The organism is Pseudoduganella sp. UC29_106 (assembly GCF_044055365.1).
GTDB lineage: Bacteria > Pseudomonadota > Gammaproteobacteria > Burkholderiales > Burkholderiaceae_D > Rugamonas.
In genome coordinates, this window is sequence record NZ_CP171977.1 from 1,011,479 (window position 1) to 1,028,426 (window position 16,948).

Sequence of the window (16,948 nt, forward strand, 5' to 3'; positions counted from 1 at the left end):
CGCGCACCTTGACTCAATTTTGCGCTGCAGCGTTGGCGTTGTTGGCGCCTGCGCTGGTGCTTGCGTTTGCGCTGGCGCTGGCGTTCAGCGATGCGTTCAGGCCGCGCGGCGCGGAGCCTTGTGCGCCGCCATTCGCTCCGCTATTTGCGCCGGACTGCGCGCCGCCTTGCGCGGCTTGTGCGTTGCGATGCACGCCCGCGTTGGCGCCACCGCTGCCGTTCGCAGCGGCGTTTCCGCGGCCGCCGGCTTGTGCGCTGCGTGTTGCGTTGCCGGTGCTGTTGCCATTGCCGTTGCCATTGCCGCGAGCAGCCCCGTGATTGTCGCCTTTTGCGCGTCCGCTAGTGTGGCCGGCGCCGGCCAACGCGCCGTGCGCGCTGCCGGCTGGAGTGCTGCTTGGGGACGAACCCGGATTGCGCGATGCTTTTGCTGCGCCGTTCGTATCCGCCGCTGTTGCAGCGCGTGCGCCGTTGAGGGCGCCGGCAATGCCGCCGTTTCCAGAGCCGTTCGCTTCCGCCGAACTTCCGCGTGCACCGTTCAAGGCGCTGGCCGCAGCACCACGGGCGTCACCCAGGATGCTGCCGCTTGCGTTGCGAGCGCCGCCGGCCGCTGCGCCGCTGTTGCCCGCGACGTCCCGCGCGTCGCCAGTCGAGCGCGAGGCCGCGCCCGATACCGCGCCGGCTACTGCGCCTCCTGCTGCACCCGATGGTTGGCTTGACGTCGCACCGGCCGCGTGTCCCGATACTGCTCCCGCCGCCATGCCTTGCGCGCTTGACGCCACGTCCGATGCCAGGTTCCCCGTTGCGCCAGTGGCGCCACGCGATGCCGCTCCAGACGCCTGACCCGACGCAGCGCCCGCCAGCGTGCCCGGCGTGCCGGACGCTGCACCTGCCGCCGCGCCGGCCGCGTGGCTGGATGCACCGCCCGCGAGCAGGCCTGACGCGCCTGAATCAGCGCGCGATGCTGCGCCGGACGCTTGGCCAGACGCTGCGCCCGCCAGCGTGCCCGGCGTGCCCCGATGCAGCGCCTGCGGCAGCGCCGGAAGCCTGGCCGGAGGCGTTCGACGCGGCGCCGGAAGCGGCGCCGGACAGGCTGCCTTGCGCGCCGGAGGCGGCACCAGAGGCGGTGCCGGAAGCGCTGCCGGCCGCCTCGCCGGCCACTGCAGCGGCGCCGCGGGCGGTAGATGCGGCGTCAGCGGCGCGGCCCTGCGCAGCGGTGGCGGCATCGCGCGCCGAAGAAGCAGCGTCGCGCCCGGCGCGAACGGAATCGCGAACCGGCAGCGACCCCGCTGCGCTCAGCGACCCGCCGATCTGCCCGCCGATGGACCCGAATCCGCCGCCGAAACCGCCGCCGCCAAAGCCGCCGCCGCCCAGCACACCGCCCAGTTGTCCCGCCGCGTGAGCGGCAGAAGCAGCGCCAAAGGCGAGGAAAATAGCGGTGCGGACGGTGTTCTTGAAGGTATTCATATGCGTTCTCCTGATTGAGCGCAGCGACGAATTCGCTGCTGTTACTAGGAGAACGATGGGGAATCCCGATTTCTTCCATCCCCGCGAAAATAATTTTCAGCGGAAGGCGGAAGGCTCCGCGCGGAAGGATTCGCCGACCACGCCGTAGCCGGTCGCATTGGAGCTGTCCGCGCATGTCCGGGTTGCCTGCCATGCCCGCCAGCCGACCGATCGCCGCGCGTGCGCCCGCCGGATCGGGACGCGGCAGCGAGCCTGCCAGCAAAGCCGCCACAATTGGAGAGGCAAAGGAAGTCCCGCGCACGGACCGGTATGGCGGCGCGCCGACAGCCGCCGTGACCATCTGGCTGCCCGGCGCCGCGAACATCACCTGCGGCCCGCGTGCCGCCTCGGGCAGCGGACGGCGGCGCGCATCGACGCCCGTCACGCCCACCACACCCGGATAGCTGGCCGGATAAAGCGGCGGCGCGGCCGGACCGTCGTTGCCGACCGCTGCCACCAGCAGATGTCCGCGCTTGATCATGCCGCTCACCGCCCGCTCAAGCAGCTGATTGGGCGGCCCGACCAGGCTCAGATTGATCACGCCGACCTGCTCGCGCGCCAGCCAGGCCAGCGCGCCGGCGATCAGGGACGCTGCGCCGCCTGTCGGCTGGTCGCAGTAGATGTCGGCTGCGTACAGCCCACCACCCGGCGCCACCCCGCTGAAGCGGTCGGAGCGCCCGACCATCAGCGCCGCAACCGCCGTGCCGTGCGCGGCCGCGACTTCCTTGCCGTCGCACCCCCAGCGCCGGATCGTGGCGTCGGCGAAAACGGCGTGGCCGGACTCCACGCCGCTGTCGACCAGACCGACCCGCACCGGGCCCGCCGGACTGCCCGCGCCGCCGCCGCGGTCCGCGCGCCCGGCATCCGCGCCGGCGCCAGCCGCTCCGCTGCCTGTATATATATGATCGAAGTCATAAACGCCGTCGGGATCGGCTGCCCGCAGTGCCGTCAGCGCATCGGCGGTGGAAACGCTTTCCGGTACATGAAAAGTCACGACCGCCTGATCCAGTTCCGCCAGGCGCTGCTCGGAAACCAGCGTCAGGCCGGCGGCGCGGGCGGCGGCGAGGCCGGCAGGGGAGGGCGACCACGCGATAATGCTGCGCCGCACCGCAGGAAATCCGTGCGGATCGGCTTCCAGCGCCGCCGGGTAGCGGCGCAGCAGTTCGGCTGCCTGCGTCAGGCGCAACTGGTCGAGGCGGATGCGATCGGCCAGTTCGGAGGTATTCAGCAGGCGCTCGCGCAGCTGGCCGGCGTCGGGCAGGCCGATCCGGCCCGGCAGACCCAGGCCGCCGCCGCCCGGCAAACCGGGCAATTGCAACTGCGCGAAGGCCGGAGAAGCCGCCAGCAGCATGCCGAGGCAGCAGGAACGCAACACGATATGAAAGGGACGCAAGCAGAGCATGGGCGAATGATAATATAAGGAATCGAGATCTTATCTGTAACAACGATCGGAACAGGGAAGAAAATCCCTCGCTGCATCGTTATAGAAGCATGGACGACACGACCGCACTGCACGAGGCGATCGCGGCATTGCTGCCGCGCCTGCGGCGCTTTGCCCGCACCGTCACCTGGAACCGCGAGGATGCGGACGACCTGGTCCAACTGGCCGTGGAGCGGGCTATCCTGCACAGCCGCCAGTGGCAGGCGGGCACCCGCCTGGACAGCTGGCTGTTCCGCATCATCAAGAACGCGTGGATCGACGAAGTGCGTGCCCGCTCACGCCGCGAGCAATTGTTCGCGCCGGAGGAGGAGGGCGAGCACGTGGGCGACGATCACGCCGAAGCGCACCAGCAGCGCCTGGCGGTGCAGAAGGCCGTCAGCCTGCTGAGCGACGAGCACCGGCTGGTGGTCGGCCTGGTGCTGGTCGATGGTCTACCCTATAAAGAAGCAGCCGAAGTTCTGGAAATCCCGATCGGCACCCTGACCAGCCGGCTTGCGCGCGCACGGGCGGCTCTGCAGGAGTTATTATCGGATCAAGCGAGGACCGTAACATGAGTTTTTCCGACGAAATCCTGATGGCCTATGCCGACGGCGAGCTGGATGAAGCGACCCGCCGCGCGGTGGAGGAAGCCATGCGCAAGGACGCCAGCCTGGCGCGCCGCGTGGCGCAGCACAAGGCGATGCGCAGCGACGTGTTTGCGGCCTACGCGCCGGTGGCGGAAGAGGCGGTGCCGCCGCGCCTGGTGCGTCCGCTGCGCCAGGCCACGGTGGTCAGCCTCGATTCGGTGCGCGCCAAGCGCGAGGCCGAGGCGCAGGCGGCGCGCAAGGCGCAGCAAAAACGCCGCTGGTCGTGGCCGGAGTGGGGTGCGCTCGCCGCCATGCTGGTGGTTGGCGTGCTGGCAGGTAAATTCGGCCTGTCGGCCTGGCAAATGGAAAATACGCGCGCCGGCGACACCATCGCCAGCCGCGATGGCAGCCTGACTGCGCAGGGCCGCCTGCTCGCCGCGCTGGACCAGCAACTGACCAGCGCCGGCGCCACGGGGCCGGTCAAGATCGGCCTGAGCTTTGTCGCCCAGGACGGCGGCTATTGCCGCAGTTTCATCACGGGGAATGGCGGCCAGGAACTGGCCGGACTGGCCTGCAAGGCCGGAGCCGAGTGGCGCATTCCCATGCTGGTGCAAAACAACCGCGCACCCGCGCAGGGACCTTACCGCCTCGCCGCCGCCGAAATGCCGACGCCGATCCTGGAAGCGATCGACCAGCGCATCAGCGGGCCGGCCCTCGATGGCAAGGGCGAAACGGAAGCCATCCAGAAAGGATGGCAACGGTAATCAATGGGACACGCCGCAGGCCAGCGTTCAGGGCCGCGTGTCCGCATTCGGCGGATCAATGATCCGCCCTACAGCCCCTGCGGGGCCATTCGGTCAGCCAAGGCGCGTAGGGCGGATCATTGATCCGCCGTGTATGATCCCGCCCGAGGCGTATTAAACGCCCAGCAACTCCACATCAAAAATCAGCGTCGCATTCGGCGGAATCACGCCGCCCGCGCCGCGCGCGCCATAGCCCAGGTCAGCCGGAATGATCAGCTGGCGGGTACCGCCAACCTTCATGCCCTGCACGCCTTCGTCCCAGCCGCGGATCACCATGCCCGCGCCCAGCGCGAACTCGAACGGATCGTTGCGGTCCTTGCTCGAATCGAATTTCGCACCCTTGCTGCCGTCATCATTGCGCAGCCAGCCGGTGTAGTGAACGGTCACGTTCTGGCCGGCCTTGGCCTCGGCGCCGTCGCCGACCTTGATGTCGTCGTACTGCAGGCCGGATGGAGTAGTAACAATCGCCATGATTTTTCCTTTTCCTTATCAAATATGGTGAAGCTGGGCGGAGATTGTAGCTTAAATGTCCCTTAAAACTGGTCGGTATTAACTATGGGAACCATGTTTCACCTTAAAATAGGGGCATTTGCTTCTCCTAGCGAGCCTTACATGTTCCGCAGTATCCGTCGCGCCGCCCTTTCCCTCGCCGCTGCAATCCCTTTACTGGCAAGCTTCCAGGCTGCACAAGCCAACGTCGTCGTAGTGCTTAACTCGCGCGATGCAACCGTCCAGCTGCTGGACCAGGCTACCTATAAGAGCCTCCAGACTTTCCCTGTCGGCAAAGAGCCGCACCACCTGATGCCCACGCCGGACAACAAGTCCCTGATCGTCGCCAGTTCGGTCGGCAATGAGCTCGTGTTCCTGGATCCGAAATCGGGCCAGGTACAAAAGCATATCAAGGATATCCTCGATCCCTACCAGATCGGTTTCTCGCCGGATCAGAAATGGTTCGTCGTGACCTCGCTGCGCCTCGACCGCGTCGACATCTACAGCTACGACGGCAAGGACTTCAAGCTGTCCAAGCGCCTGCCGATGCCCAAGCTGCCCAGCCATATCGCTTTTGACGCCAAGAGCACCACCGCTTTCATCACCCGCCAGGGCAGCGACCAGGTCAGCGCCATCGACTTGAAAACCCAGACGGAAAAGTGGACCATCCCGGTCGGCAAGCTGCCGGCCGGCATTACCATGACCCCGGACGACAAATATCTGCTGATCGGCATCATGGGCAGCGACTACGTGGAAGTGGTCGACTGGCGTACCGCCAAGTCGGTCAAGCAGATCAAGGCCGGCGCCGGCACCCACAATTTCCGCGCCCAGGGCGACAACCGCCTGACTTATGTGTCGAACCGCGTATCGAACACGATAAACATCATCGACCAGAAAACGCTGGAAAATGTCGGCACCATCAACGTGCCGGGCGGCCCGGATTGCATGGAAATCACCGACGACGGCAAGACCATGTGGGTGACCCTGCGCTGGATCAAGAAAGTGGCCGTGATCGACCTGCCGAGCCGCAAAGTGATCAAGATGATCCCGGTCGGCCGCTCGCCGCACGGCGTCTTCTTCGCCAACTCTTCGGCGCGCATGTAAAGAAATGAAGCAGCTCGCCTTCTGCCTCGCCGCGTCGGCCGCGCTGGCCGGCGTGGGCACCGCGCCCCTGGCTGCGGCGGCCGGCGGCACGTCCGTCGCGCAGGCCTGCCAGGGCACGATTTACCTCACTTTCGACACCGGCAGCCAGTCCCAGGCGGAGCTGATTGGCGACGTTCTCAAGCGCCAGAACGTCCGCGCCACTTTCTTCCTGGCGAACGAGAAAACCGTACGCGGCGATTATTCGCTGGACCGCTCCTGGTCCGATTTCTGGAAAGCGCGCGTGGCAGAGGGCCACGCCTTCGGTTCCCACACCTTCGACCACGTGTATTACCTACGTGATGCCGCGGCCGGCAAGATCGCCGTCAAGCCGCAGTTCGGCGCCCACGCCGGCAGGACGGAGGAATGGACGACTCAGCAGTATTGCGAGGAAATCCGCCGCAGCGACAAGCGCTTCCAGGAACTGACGGGCCATCATCTCGACCCGATCTGGCGCGCCCCCGGTGGCAAGGTTTCGCCGCGCACGCTGGCCGCCGGCAAGAGCTGTGGCTACGCCCACGTGGCCTGGGCCAAGGCCGGCTTCTCGGGCGACGAGCTGTCCAGCGAAGCGTTCCCGAATGCGGTATTGTTAAAGCGGGCGCTGGACGGTCTGCGCGATGGCGACATCTTCATGGCCCACATGGGCATCTGGTCGCGCAAAGACCCCTGGGCCCCGGCCAACCTGGAGCCGCTGATCATGGGCCTGAAGCAGAAAGGTTTCTGCTTCGCGACGATGCGCGAACATCCTGACTATTTAATCAAGCAATGATTCAACTTTTGGCAGACTGGCTGGGCCAGGCGCAAGGCTGGCTGTTCGAAACGGTGATCCAGCCTTTCATCTACTACGCCGGCATCGGCGACATCACCGAGGAAGCGTTCGAGGGCACGGAATGGCTGCTGATCGGCCTGTGCGAACTGCTGCTGATCTTCCTTGTGCTGCGTCCCCTGGAATCGATGATCCCGGTGCACCAGTTCACCGACAAGCGCGCGCGCTGGAACGATTTCGTCTACACCATCCTGCAGCGCATCGGCGTATTCCCGGTGCTGATCTTCTTCACCCTTGATCCGCTGCTGGACCTGGTGGTGGCCCACCTGCGCATGGATGGGCTACGCCCGTTCAACCTGGAAAACCTGGTGCCGGACATGAACCCGCTCACCAGCTTCGTCATCTACCTGGTCGTCATCGATTTCGTCGATTACTGGTTCCATCGTGCCCAGCATCATTTCAACTGGTGGTGGGGCTTGCACAGCCTGCACCACAGCCAGGAAAACATGAACCTGTGGAGCGACGACCGCAACCACGTGCTGGACGACCTGCTGCGCGACACCGTCATGGGCCTGGTCGCCATCGCGATCGGCGTGCAGCCTGCGCAATATGTGCTGCTGGTTTCGCTGTCGCGCATTCTGCAAAGCCTGCAGCACGCCAATGTGCGCATCCATTTCGGCGCCATCGGCGAGCGCCTGCTCGTTTCGCCGCGCTTCCACCGCATGCACCATGCGATCGGCGTCGGCCATGAATCGCAAGGGCAGGGCACCCTGGGCGGCTGCAATTTCGGCGTGCTGCTGCCGGTCTGGGACATCCTCTTCGGCACCGCCAACTTCACGCCGCGCTTCCAGCGCACCGGCGTGCGCGACCAGTTGCCGCAGACCGCGCCGGACGGCAGCACCATCCCCGGCCGCAATTACGGCCGCGGTTTCTGGGCCCAGCAGTGGCTGGGACTGAAACGCATGGTGGAATTCGCCGGAAGGAAGTCGGTCTGATGGGCGCGGTCCTGAACGCCTACGGGCGCGCGCTGCTGTCGCAGTTCCACGGCAAGATGCTATTGCTGAGTATTGCGCCCTTCCTGCTTTCGACGGCGCTGTGGGCGCTGCTGCTGTATGTAGGCCTGCAGCCGCTGGTGGACTGGCTGCATGCCCAGTTCGTCGACTACGAAATCTTCCGCGTCACCGGCGAATGGTTGCAGGGCCTCGGACTCGATGGCCTGCGCACCGTGGTGGTGCCGCTGTTCGCGCTGCTCCTGCTGCTGCCCCTGATGATCATCACCGCCGTGCTGTTCGTTGGCGTGGCCGCCATGCCTTTCGTGGTGCGCCACGTGGGCGGGCGCCATTTCCCGCAGCTGGAGAAAAAACGCGGCGGCTCGCTGCTCGGCAGCGCCTTCAAGGCGCTGGGCGCCTTTGCCGTCTTCCTGGTGTGCTGGCTGTGCATCCTGCCGCTGTATATCTTCCCGCCGCTCGCCGGCGCCGCCACCGTGGTGCTGTGGGGCTGGCTCACCAGCCGCGTGATCAGCTATGACGCGCTGGCCGATTATGCCAGCGCCGAAGAGCTGGCAACGCTGCAGCACGAACGGCGCTGGTCGCTGCTGGCGATCGGCGTGGTGTCCGGCATGGCCGGTTCGCTGCCCGCGCTGGCCTGGGTTGGCGGTGCGGCGGCGGCCATCGCCTTCTTCCCCTTCATGCTGGCCGCGTCCATCTGGATCTACGTCCTGATATTTATCTTCACCGGCCTGTGGTTTGAGTATTATTGTCTCGAGGCGCTGGCGCAGCTGCGCCATGCAAAATTCGAGGCGAACATACCAACCCAATAAGGTGCAATCATGGCCATCGGACTGATCATCATCGGCGACGAAATCCTGTCCGGCAAGCGTGTAGACCAGCATTTCCCCAAAGTCGTGCAGCTGCTGGCCGCGCGCGGCCTGCAGCTGGGCTGGGCCGAATTCCTCGGTGACGACCGCGAACGCATCACGGCCACGCTGAAACGCACCTTTGCCGGCGGCGATATCGTGTTTTGCTGCGGCGGCATCGGCGCCACGCCGGGACGACCACACGCGCCAGGCCGCTGCTGCCGCGCTGGGACTGCCGCTGATGCTGCATGAAGGCGGCAAGGCCGCCATCCAGCAGCGCATCCGCCAGGTGGCGCAGGAAGCGGGCCACGAGGCCGACCTGGATGCGCCGGAAAACCTGCAGCGCCTGCAGATGGCCGAGTTCCCGCAAGGCGCCGCGCTGATCCCCAACCCCTACAACAATGTGCCCGGCTTCAACGTGGGCAGGCATTACTTCGTGCCCGGCTTCCCGGTAATGGCCTGGCCGATGATCGAATGGGTGCTGGACAAGCACTACGCCGAGTTGTTCAATCGCGAACCGCGCGCCGAACATGCGGTGCTTGCCTACGAAGCTGCCGAAGCCTCGCTGACGCCGCTGATGCTGGCGCTGGAAGCGGCCTGGCCGGGCATCAAGGTCTTCAGCCTGCCCAGCGTTGGCGACGCCAGCACGCGTCGCCATATCGAGCTTGGCGTGAAGGGCGAACCGACACAGTGTGCGTCAGCTTTTTCTGCGATGTGCGCAGAATTGGATAAGCTGAAAGTGGAATACACACGCCTGTAATGACACGATGTGACAATGGTGTTAACAGGCATTGTTAACCTCGCTCACATAAGAGTGGAAGTGACGTTGTTTTTTTGCGAAAAAATTGCGTATAGATCAAAATAAGTGTGCAACGGTCCGTGCAGTTGCTGCCGTTGTGGTGCAATGGTAATCATGCAGGACCAGCAGTTTGATTGACCGGTTTAAACACTATGCAAAGCAATCGACGTTTTCGCCGGCCCCGCGTTGTAGTGCGTACTGTGCGCAAATTGCGTGCAGGCGCCGCAGCGCTCGGATATGGTGGCAAACGTCGCAAGCGCCCCGTACCTATGCCTTCCCACCACGATCAGGAAACCGTCCACCTCGCACACGCCCAGCCGGCGCCACCGCCGCCGTCGGAGCCCAAGAAGCGCTCGCGCTCGCGCGATGCCTTAATCATCCTCATGCTGGTGCTGCTATCGCTGCTAGGCTACTGGACCGTCAACGAGGTGCGCACCTCGAACATGCAGGCGCGCTACTTCACGCAATTGGTGGACAAGATGACCTGGCGTGTCGAACCCGGCCCCAGCCAGGCGATCCGCTACCCGCATGACAGCCCTTACGACGAGCGCCTCGGCTACGCCAATATGCCGGACTACCTGGCCAAGCTGAAGACCCGCGATTACGAGATCACGTCGCAATCGCGCTTCTCGCCCAAGATGGTGCAACTGACCGACATGGGTGTGTTCACCACCTACCGCGAAAAGACCCGCACCGGCCTGACTATCTACGATTGCCGCGCGCGCAGCCGTTGTTTACTGCCAGCTATCCGGAACGCGTCTACGGCGGTTTCGACAAGACCCCGTTGGCGCTGGTGCAAAGCCTGCTGTTCATCGAGAACCGTGAGCTGCTGGACACCACCTATCCGAAGCGTAACCCGGCCGTGGAATGGGACCGCCTGAGCAAGGCCGTCTTCGAGAAATCGCTGAGCGCCGTGGGCGCCGGCGGCCACCGCGCGGCAGGCGGATCCACGCTGGCGACGCAGATCGAGAAATACCGCCACTCGCCGGAAGGCCGAACCAGCTCGATGAAGGACAAGCTGAAGCAGATGGTATCCGCCACGCTGCGCGCCTACCAGGGCGGCGAGGACACCACCAAGGTGCGCCGCCAGATCGTGGTCGATTACCTCAATACCGTGCCGCTGTCGGCCAAGCTGGGTTACGGCGAAGTGAATGGCATCGGCGACGGCATGTGGGTCTGGTATGGCCGCGACTTTGATGAAGTCAACCTGCTGCTGGGCGGGAATATGGACAAGCCGGGCAGCGCGCTGGCTTTCAAGGAAGCACTGAGCCTGCTGATCGCGCAGCGCCGCCCCAGCTACTACCTGGGCGAGGGCGACGAAGACCTGGAAGTGCTGGCCAACAGCCACCTGCGCCTGCTGGCCTCGGCCGGCATCATCACGCCCCAGCTGCGCGACGCGGCGCTGAAGGAAAAGCTGCATCCGGCGCGCGGCAATGGCCTGCAGTCGGCGCCGCCGATGTCCTATGTGACCAAAAAGGCTTCGAACGCGGTGCGCGTGCACCTGGCCAACCTGCTGGGCGATAACCGCATGTACAACCTGGACCGCCTGGACCTGACCGTCAACAGCACCCTGGATGCGGATGCGCAGCGCGCCGTGACCGCCGTGCTGCGCGACCTGCGCGATGCGGAAACCGCGGAGAAGGCTGGCCTGACCGGCAAAGGCATGCTGGGCAATGGCGACCCGGCCAATGTGGTGTACAGCTTCACCCTGCTGGAAAAAGGCAAGGACACCAACTTCCTGCGCGTGCAGACCGATAACTTCGACCAGCCGCTGGACATCAACGAAGGCGCCAAGCTGGACCTGGGCTCGACCGCCAAGCTGCGCACACTGGTGAGCTATCTGGACATCGTGGACCAGATGTACAAGAAATACGGCCAGATGGACAACGCCGAGCTGAAAAAGCAGCAGGTGGACCAGCGCGACCGCCTTACCTCCTGGGCCATCGAATACCTGCTGGCGACGCCGCTCGACAAGCGCAGCCTGAACGCCATGCTGCTGGCAGCCATGGACCGCAAGTATTCGGGCAATCCGGGCGAGGGCTTCTTCACCGGTGGCGGGCTGCATTACTTCGGCAACTTCAGCAAGGAAGACAACTTCCGTATCATGCCGGTGCGCGAAGCGCTGCGCCGCTCCACCAACCTGGTGTTCGTGCGCCTGATGCGCGACGTGGTGAAGTGGTATTCCTTCCAGATGCCGGGCTCCTCGCAGACCCTGCTCACCGATGCCGACGATCCGCGCCGTGCCGCCTACCTGTCGCGCTTTGCAGACAAGGAAGGCAAGGAATTCCTGTACCGCTTCTATTCGAAATATAAAGGCAAGGCGGCCTCCGAACTGGATAAGACGCTGCTGGATTCCGTGCGCCCGACGCCGGTGCGCCTGGCCACCATTCACCGTACGATTCACCCGGAAGCGGACCTGGCCAGGTTTAGTAAATTCGTCAACGACAACCTGGTCGTGCAGAACGACGTGCCGGATGAGCGCCTGGCGAAAATGTACGACCAGTACGCGATCGACAAGTGGAACCTGGCCGACCGCGGCTACCTGGCCGCCGTGCACCCGCTGGAACTGTGGCTGGTGGCTTACCTGCACACTCATCAGGATGCGACGCTGACGCAGATCGTGGCGGCCAGCGAGAAGGAGCGCCAGGAGGTCTACCAGTGGCTGTTCAAGACCCACCGCAAGCATGCTCAGGACAAGCGCATCGCCGGCCTGCTGGAAATGGAATCCTTCATGGGCATCCACCGCCAGTGGAAGAAGATGGGTTATCCCTTCGATTCGCTGGTGCCGTCCTATGCGACCACGCTGGGCGCCTCGGCGGACCGTCCTGCGGCGCTGGCCGAGATGATGGGCATTATCGTCAACGGGGGCGTGCGCAAGACCACGCAGCGCATCGAATCGCTGCACTTCGCGGCCAATACACCTTATGACACGGTGGTCGCGCGCGGCAAGCCGACCACCAATGAGCAGGTGCTGTCGCCTGAGGTGGCGCGTGTGGTGGCCGATGCGATCCGCGAAGTGGTGTCCGACGGCACGGCCAAGCGCGCGAAACAGGCCTTCGTCAGCGCCGACGGCAGCATCATTCCTGTGGGCGGCAAGACCGGTACCGGCGACCAGCGCTTCGATGTCTACGCAGCGGGCGGCCGCCTGATCGAGTCGCGCTATGTGAACCGTTCGGCGACCTTCGTCTTCAATATCGGCGAGCGCTTCTTCGGCAGCATGACGGCTTATGTGCACGGCCCGGATTCGAAGAACTATGACTTCACTTCGGCGTTGCCTGTGCAGCTGCTGACGGTGCTGGCGCCTTCGCTGATGCCGCTGATCGAGCCGGGGGCGCCGCCGAAGACGCCGCCGGTGCAGCCGGTGCTGACCGCTGCTGTTGCTGGCGCTATCCCAGCTGCGGCGCCCGCCGCGCCGTTGCGCGCCTGCGGCGCTCCTTAAACCCACATCAAACCCTGGTGGCAGGCACTAAAGTGCCAGCCACCTGCTTGGGGCCACGGACTTCGAACAGGTGGCTGGCACTTTAGTGCCTGCCACCAGCTTTTAACGGTTTGGGATGGTAGCTACCGTCCCATGAAACCCGTCCGTCAAACCATGTCCCGCATTCTTGCGTTCACGCGCTTCTCGCTGCGCGATCTGTTCGCGACCGCCACGCCAACCGTCATCGGCATTGCCGTCGCCCTGGTCGCCGCCTACCTGATCATCGACCCCTATCCGCCGCGCCATGTCACGCTGGGCACGGGCCAGGAAAACAGCGCCTACGAAAACATCGGCAAGCGCTACCAGGCCGCCCTGGGCAAGGACGGCATTGCCGTCGAGCTGAAACGCTCGCAAGGGTCGGCTGACAACCTGCAGCGCCTGAACCAGGGCGCGATCGACATCGCCTTCGTCCAGAGCGGTTCCACCAACGAAGTGGAAGCGGAACGGCGCGGCCTGATGTCGCTGGGCAGCCTGTTCACCGAGCCGGTCTGGCTGTTCACGCGCGACGTGAAGAAGATCTCCCACCTGACGCAACTGAAAGGCCTGAAGATCAACCTGGGCCCCGAAGGCAGCGGCGTGCCGCGCCTGTTCCGCCAGGTGCTGGACGTGAACGGCATCGCCGTCGGCGACCTGCAGGCCGGCACCCTGGAAAACACGCCCGCCACGGTGGAATTGCTGGAAGGCCGTATCGACGGCCTGGTATTCGCCGCCGCGCCGGACGATCCCCTGATCCAGATGCTGCTGCAAACGCCGGGCATCAGGCTGTTCGACTTCACGCAGGCCGAGGCCTATACGCGCCGCCTGCCATTCCTGACCCACGTCATCCTCCCGCGCGGCATCGTGGACCTGGGCCGCGACCTGCCGTCGCGCGATTACCAACTGATCGCGCCGACTGCGACGCTGGTGGCGCGGGAAGACCTGCATCCGGCCCTGGTCGACCTGTACGTGCAGGCGGCGGCGCAAATCCACGGCGGGGCAGGGTGGTTTCAGCAGCAGGGCATGTTCCCTTCTCCGCGCTATACGGAAATCCCGGTGGCGCGCGAAGCGATGAAGTTCTACAAGGACGGTCCGCCCTTCCTGCAGCGCTATATGAACTTCTGGATGGCGACCTTCTTCGACCGCATGTGGGTGCTGGTATTGACGCTGGGTGCGCTGATCCTGCCGCTGTCGAAAATCGTGCCGCCGCTGTACGTATGGCGCATCCGGTCGCGCGTCTACCGCTGGTACGGCCAGTTGCGCACGGTGGAGCAGGCGCTGGATGATGCGCCGGAAGACCGGCGCAAGGAAGTCAGCGAGGTACAGTTGCAGCGCCTGAACGAGATCGAGGAGCGGGTCAATCATCTGTCCGTGCCGCTGTCGTTTGCGGATGAGTTTTATGGCTTGCGCAGCCACATCAATTTCGTGCGCCAGCGCATCAAGAACGTACGTGAAACTACTTAAAGTGTTGTTTCGAGTGTTGTTTCTAAAGGAAGATTAACCAAACCATACGCAATTTTGTTGACTATGAATATTGTTTAGCCCAATGATATTTGGACGCCTTCAATAGAAAGGCTGCAAGGGATAGAAAACAGCAATCGTCCTTTCAGAACCAAATCATCAAAGGGTTAATCATGAGTATTGCCGCACCAAGAAAAGTTCTTGCAGTAAGCATTGCCTCGCTGTTCGCTACCGGCATGGCCGTAGCGCAAACCCAGCCCGCGCCGGCTGAAGAGAGCGTCGGCACCGTGGTCGTGACCGGTACCCGCGTTTCCAACCGCACCGTGCTGGACACGGCTGCGCCGGTGGACGTGATCAGCGCCGAATCGCTGAAAAATTCCGGCGTGCCGGAAATCACCCAGGCGCTGTCCGTCGCGCTGCCATCGCTGAACTTCCCGCGTCCTGGCCTGGCTGACGGCACGGACACCATCCGTCCGGCGACCCTGCGCGGCCTCGCGCCTGACCAGACCCTGGTGCTGGTGAACTCCAAGCGCCGCCACACTTCTTCGCTGGTCAATCTGAACGGCACCATCGGCCGCGGTTCCGCCGCCGTCGACATGAACACTATCCCCACCGCGATGGTGAAGTCGATTGAAGTGCTGCGCGACGGCGCTTCCGCTCAATACGGCTCGGACGCTATCGCCGGCGTGGTCAACGTGCGCCTGCGCGACGACCGCAAGGGCGGCGAAGGCACCATCAGCTACGGCAAGCGCGATACCGAATACGAATTCTCGCCAGTGCCGGGCCCGGCCGGCGCCACCTGGGATACCTCTCGTCAACTCGCGCAAGCGCACCGACGGCGGCATCTTCACCGCCAGCGTCTGGAAAGGCCTGGAGCTGGGCGAAGACGGCTTCCTGACCTTCGCGCTGGAGCACAAGAACCAGAAGCACACCGAGCGCAGTGGCTGGGACACCCGTGCCCAGTACCCACTGGTGAGCGGCGCGTTCGATCCGCGCGAAAAGACCATCGACCGCTTCAATGCCTGGTATGGCGAGCCTGAGATGAGGCAGAACACCGTGTTTGCCAACGCCGGCTACGGCCTGGGTGGCGGCGCCAAGCTGTATGGCTGGGCGAGCTACCAGGACCGCGACGCGCGTTCGGCCGGCTTCTTCGCCGTGCGGTGCAGGACCAGAACATCATCAGCATCTACCCGAACGGCTACCTGCCGATCATCGCGCCGACCGTCAAGGATTACAGCGCCGCGCTGGGCGTGACCTGGACGCAGGGCGAGTGGGACTTCGACGCGTCCCTGGTGTATGGCAAGAACAAGATGGACTTCAGCATCGAGAACACGCTGAATCGCTCCCTCGGCCCGACCAGCAAGACCGTGTTCAACGCCGGCGGCTTCGCCTATGACCAGGTCACCGCCAACCTGTCGGCCGTGCGCCAGTTCGAAGTGGGCCTGGCTTCGCCGCTGAACCTGGCGGTAGGCGCCGAAGCGCGGAACGAAAGCTATCAGCTGAATGCCGGCGAGCCGGATTCCTACCGCAATGGCGGCGTGCTGCTGGCCAATGGCACGCCGGCGCCGTCCGGCGCGCAGGTGTTCCCGGGCTTCCGTCCAGCGGACGAATCCGATACCAGCCGGCGCGCCTACTCGGTGTATGCCGACCTGGAAGCGAACGTGACCAAGCAGTTCCTGGCTTCCTTCGCCGTGCGCGGCGAGCACTATACGGACTTCGGCAACAACTGGTCCGGCAAGCTGGCAGGCCGCTACAACTTCGCGCCGGAATTCGCGCTGCGCGGCTCGGTGCAGAACGGTTTCCGTGCACCGTCGCCGCAGCAGCAGAACTTCACCTCGACCGCGACCAACTTCATCAACGGCGTACCGTTCGACATCACCACCTTCAAGCCGACCGCAGCGGCTGCGGTGGCGCTGGGCGCGAAGCCGCTGGATGCGGAAAAGTCCACCAACTTCTCGCTGGGCGCAGTGAGCAAGCTGGGCAAGGCGAGCCTGACGATCGACGCCTTCCAGATCAAGATCCGCGACCGCATCGTGCTGTCCGAGAACCTGACCCAGGCCAATGTGCGTAATTACCTGACCAGCCTGGGCTTCATCGGCGTGGGCGGCGGCCGCTTCTTCATCAACGGCGTGAACACCACGACCCGCGGTGTGGACGTTGTCGGCAACTATCCGTGGAATGCAGGCGAGGCGGGCAAGTTCGATCTGACCCTGGCAGGCAACTACACCAAGACGGAAGTGACGAAGACTCCGGTTACCGCCCAGCTGGCGGCACTGAATCCGGCGCCGGTGCTGTTTGACCGCGTCAACGTGCTGACCTTCGAACGCGGCACGCCGAAGACCAAGTTCACCGCCAGCGGCCAATGGTCCCTGGGCCCATGGGGCGCCACCCTGCGCGCCACCCGCTACGGCTCCGTGCTGCAGCCTGGCACCACGGCCAACCTGGACTTCGTGCTGAGCGCGAAAACGCTGGTGGATCTGGAAGGGCGTTACAAGATCACGTCCAACCTGACTGCGGCGGTCGGCGCGGAGAACCTGTTCGATCAGTATCCGGATGCCTATCCGGCTAACCTGAACACGACGGGTAATGCACCGTTCGGTAACTACTCGCCGTTTGGACGTTCGGGGCGCTCTATTTATGCCCGTCTGAGCTACTCGCTGTAAAACCGTGAA

At 64.5% G+C, this 16,948-nt stretch carries 12 protein-coding genes and 2 pseudogenes; 11 read left to right on the forward strand and 3 right to left on the reverse strand.

What is annotated here, in order from left to right; all coding sequences use genetic code 11:
* Positions 1 to 13 precede the first annotated feature (13 nt).
* Positions 14 to 1,222, reverse strand: a complete 1,209-nt coding sequence (locus ACHMW6_RS05440; protein WP_395406131.1) for a hypothetical protein — start codon at positions 1,220 to 1,222, stop codon at positions 14 to 16.
* Positions 1,189 to 2,853, reverse strand: a complete 1,665-nt coding sequence (locus tag ACHMW6_RS05445) for a S8 family serine peptidase (protein WP_395406132.1) — start codon at positions 2,851 to 2,853, stop codon at positions 1,189 to 1,191. The genes ACHMW6_RS05440 and ACHMW6_RS05445 overlap by 34 nt, the downstream gene beginning before the upstream one ends.
* A gap of 140 nt (positions 2,854 to 2,993) precedes the next feature.
* On the opposite strand from ACHMW6_RS05445, the gene ACHMW6_RS05450 reads away from it, so the two are divergent.
* Complete coding sequence (locus ACHMW6_RS05450; protein WP_395406133.1) at positions 2,994 to 3,497, forward strand: RNA polymerase sigma factor; 504 nt, start codon at positions 2,994 to 2,996, stop codon at positions 3,495 to 3,497.
* Positions 3,494 to 4,273 carry an anti-sigma factor family protein gene (locus tag ACHMW6_RS05455; RefSeq protein ID WP_395406134.1) on the forward strand — a complete coding sequence of 260 codons (780 nt, stop codon included), beginning with the start codon at positions 3,494 to 3,496 and terminating at the stop codon, positions 4,271 to 4,273. Before ACHMW6_RS05450 ends, ACHMW6_RS05455 begins: the two co-directional genes overlap by 4 nt.
* A 153-nt stretch (positions 4,274 to 4,426) precedes the next feature.
* On the opposite strand, the gene ACHMW6_RS05460 is transcribed toward ACHMW6_RS05455, so the two are convergent.
* Positions 4,427 to 4,783 (reverse strand): FKBP-type peptidyl-prolyl cis-trans isomerase, encoded by a 357-nt coding sequence (locus tag ACHMW6_RS05460; RefSeq protein ID WP_395406135.1) that lies wholly within the window; start codon positions 4,781 to 4,783, stop codon positions 4,427 to 4,429.
* Between the two features lie 141 nt (positions 4,784 to 4,924).
* Here ACHMW6_RS05460 and ACHMW6_RS05465 point away from each other — a divergent pair, with 141 nt between their 5' ends.
* The 9 genes and pseudogenes from ACHMW6_RS05465 (at position 4,925) to ACHMW6_RS05505 (ending at position 16,939) form a co-directional block, all read left to right on the forward strand.
* On the forward strand, positions 4,925 to 5,905 hold the full coding sequence (locus tag ACHMW6_RS05465; protein ID WP_395406136.1) for a cytochrome D1 domain-containing protein: 981 nt from the start codon (positions 4,925 to 4,927) through the stop codon (positions 5,903 to 5,905).
* 4 nt (positions 5,906 to 5,909) lie between these two features.
* Positions 5,910 to 6,710, forward strand: coding sequence for a polysaccharide deacetylase family protein (locus ACHMW6_RS05470; protein WP_395406137.1), 801 nt, complete (start codon positions 5,910 to 5,912; stop codon positions 6,708 to 6,710).
* Positions 6,707 to 7,702, forward strand: coding sequence for a sterol desaturase family protein (locus ACHMW6_RS05475; RefSeq protein WP_395406138.1), 996 nt, complete (start codon positions 6,707 to 6,709; stop codon positions 7,700 to 7,702). Before ACHMW6_RS05470 ends, ACHMW6_RS05475 begins: the two co-directional genes overlap by 4 nt.
* Complete coding sequence (locus tag ACHMW6_RS05480) at positions 7,702 to 8,526, forward strand: EI24 domain-containing protein (RefSeq protein ID WP_395406139.1); 825 nt, start codon at positions 7,702 to 7,704, stop codon at positions 8,524 to 8,526. The genes ACHMW6_RS05475 and ACHMW6_RS05480 overlap by 1 nt, the downstream gene beginning before the upstream one ends.
* Positions 8,527 to 8,535: 9 nt before the next feature.
* A pseudogene (locus ACHMW6_RS05485) lies at positions 8,536 to 9,322 on the forward strand (competence/damage-inducible protein A).
* 308 nt (positions 9,323 to 9,630) lie between these two features.
* Positions 9,631 to 12,800: pseudogene (locus tag ACHMW6_RS05490) on the forward strand (transglycosylase domain-containing protein).
* A 153-nt stretch (positions 12,801 to 12,953) separates the two neighbouring features.
* Entirely contained in the window at positions 12,954 to 14,279 is a 1,326-nt protein-coding gene (locus ACHMW6_RS05495; RefSeq protein ID WP_395408539.1) for a TAXI family TRAP transporter solute-binding subunit, read from the forward strand.
* A gap of 170 nt (positions 14,280 to 14,449) precedes the next feature.
* On the forward strand, positions 14,450 to 15,316 hold the full coding sequence (locus ACHMW6_RS05500; RefSeq protein ID WP_395406140.1) for a TonB-dependent receptor plug domain-containing protein: 867 nt from the start codon (positions 14,450 to 14,452) through the stop codon (positions 15,314 to 15,316).
* 120 nt (positions 15,317 to 15,436) lie between these two features.
* Positions 15,437 to 16,939 (forward strand): TonB-dependent receptor domain-containing protein, encoded by a 1,503-nt coding sequence (locus ACHMW6_RS05505; RefSeq protein WP_395406141.1) that lies wholly within the window; start codon positions 15,437 to 15,439, stop codon positions 16,937 to 16,939.
* The last annotated feature ends 9 nt before the right edge of the window (positions 16,940 to 16,948 follow it).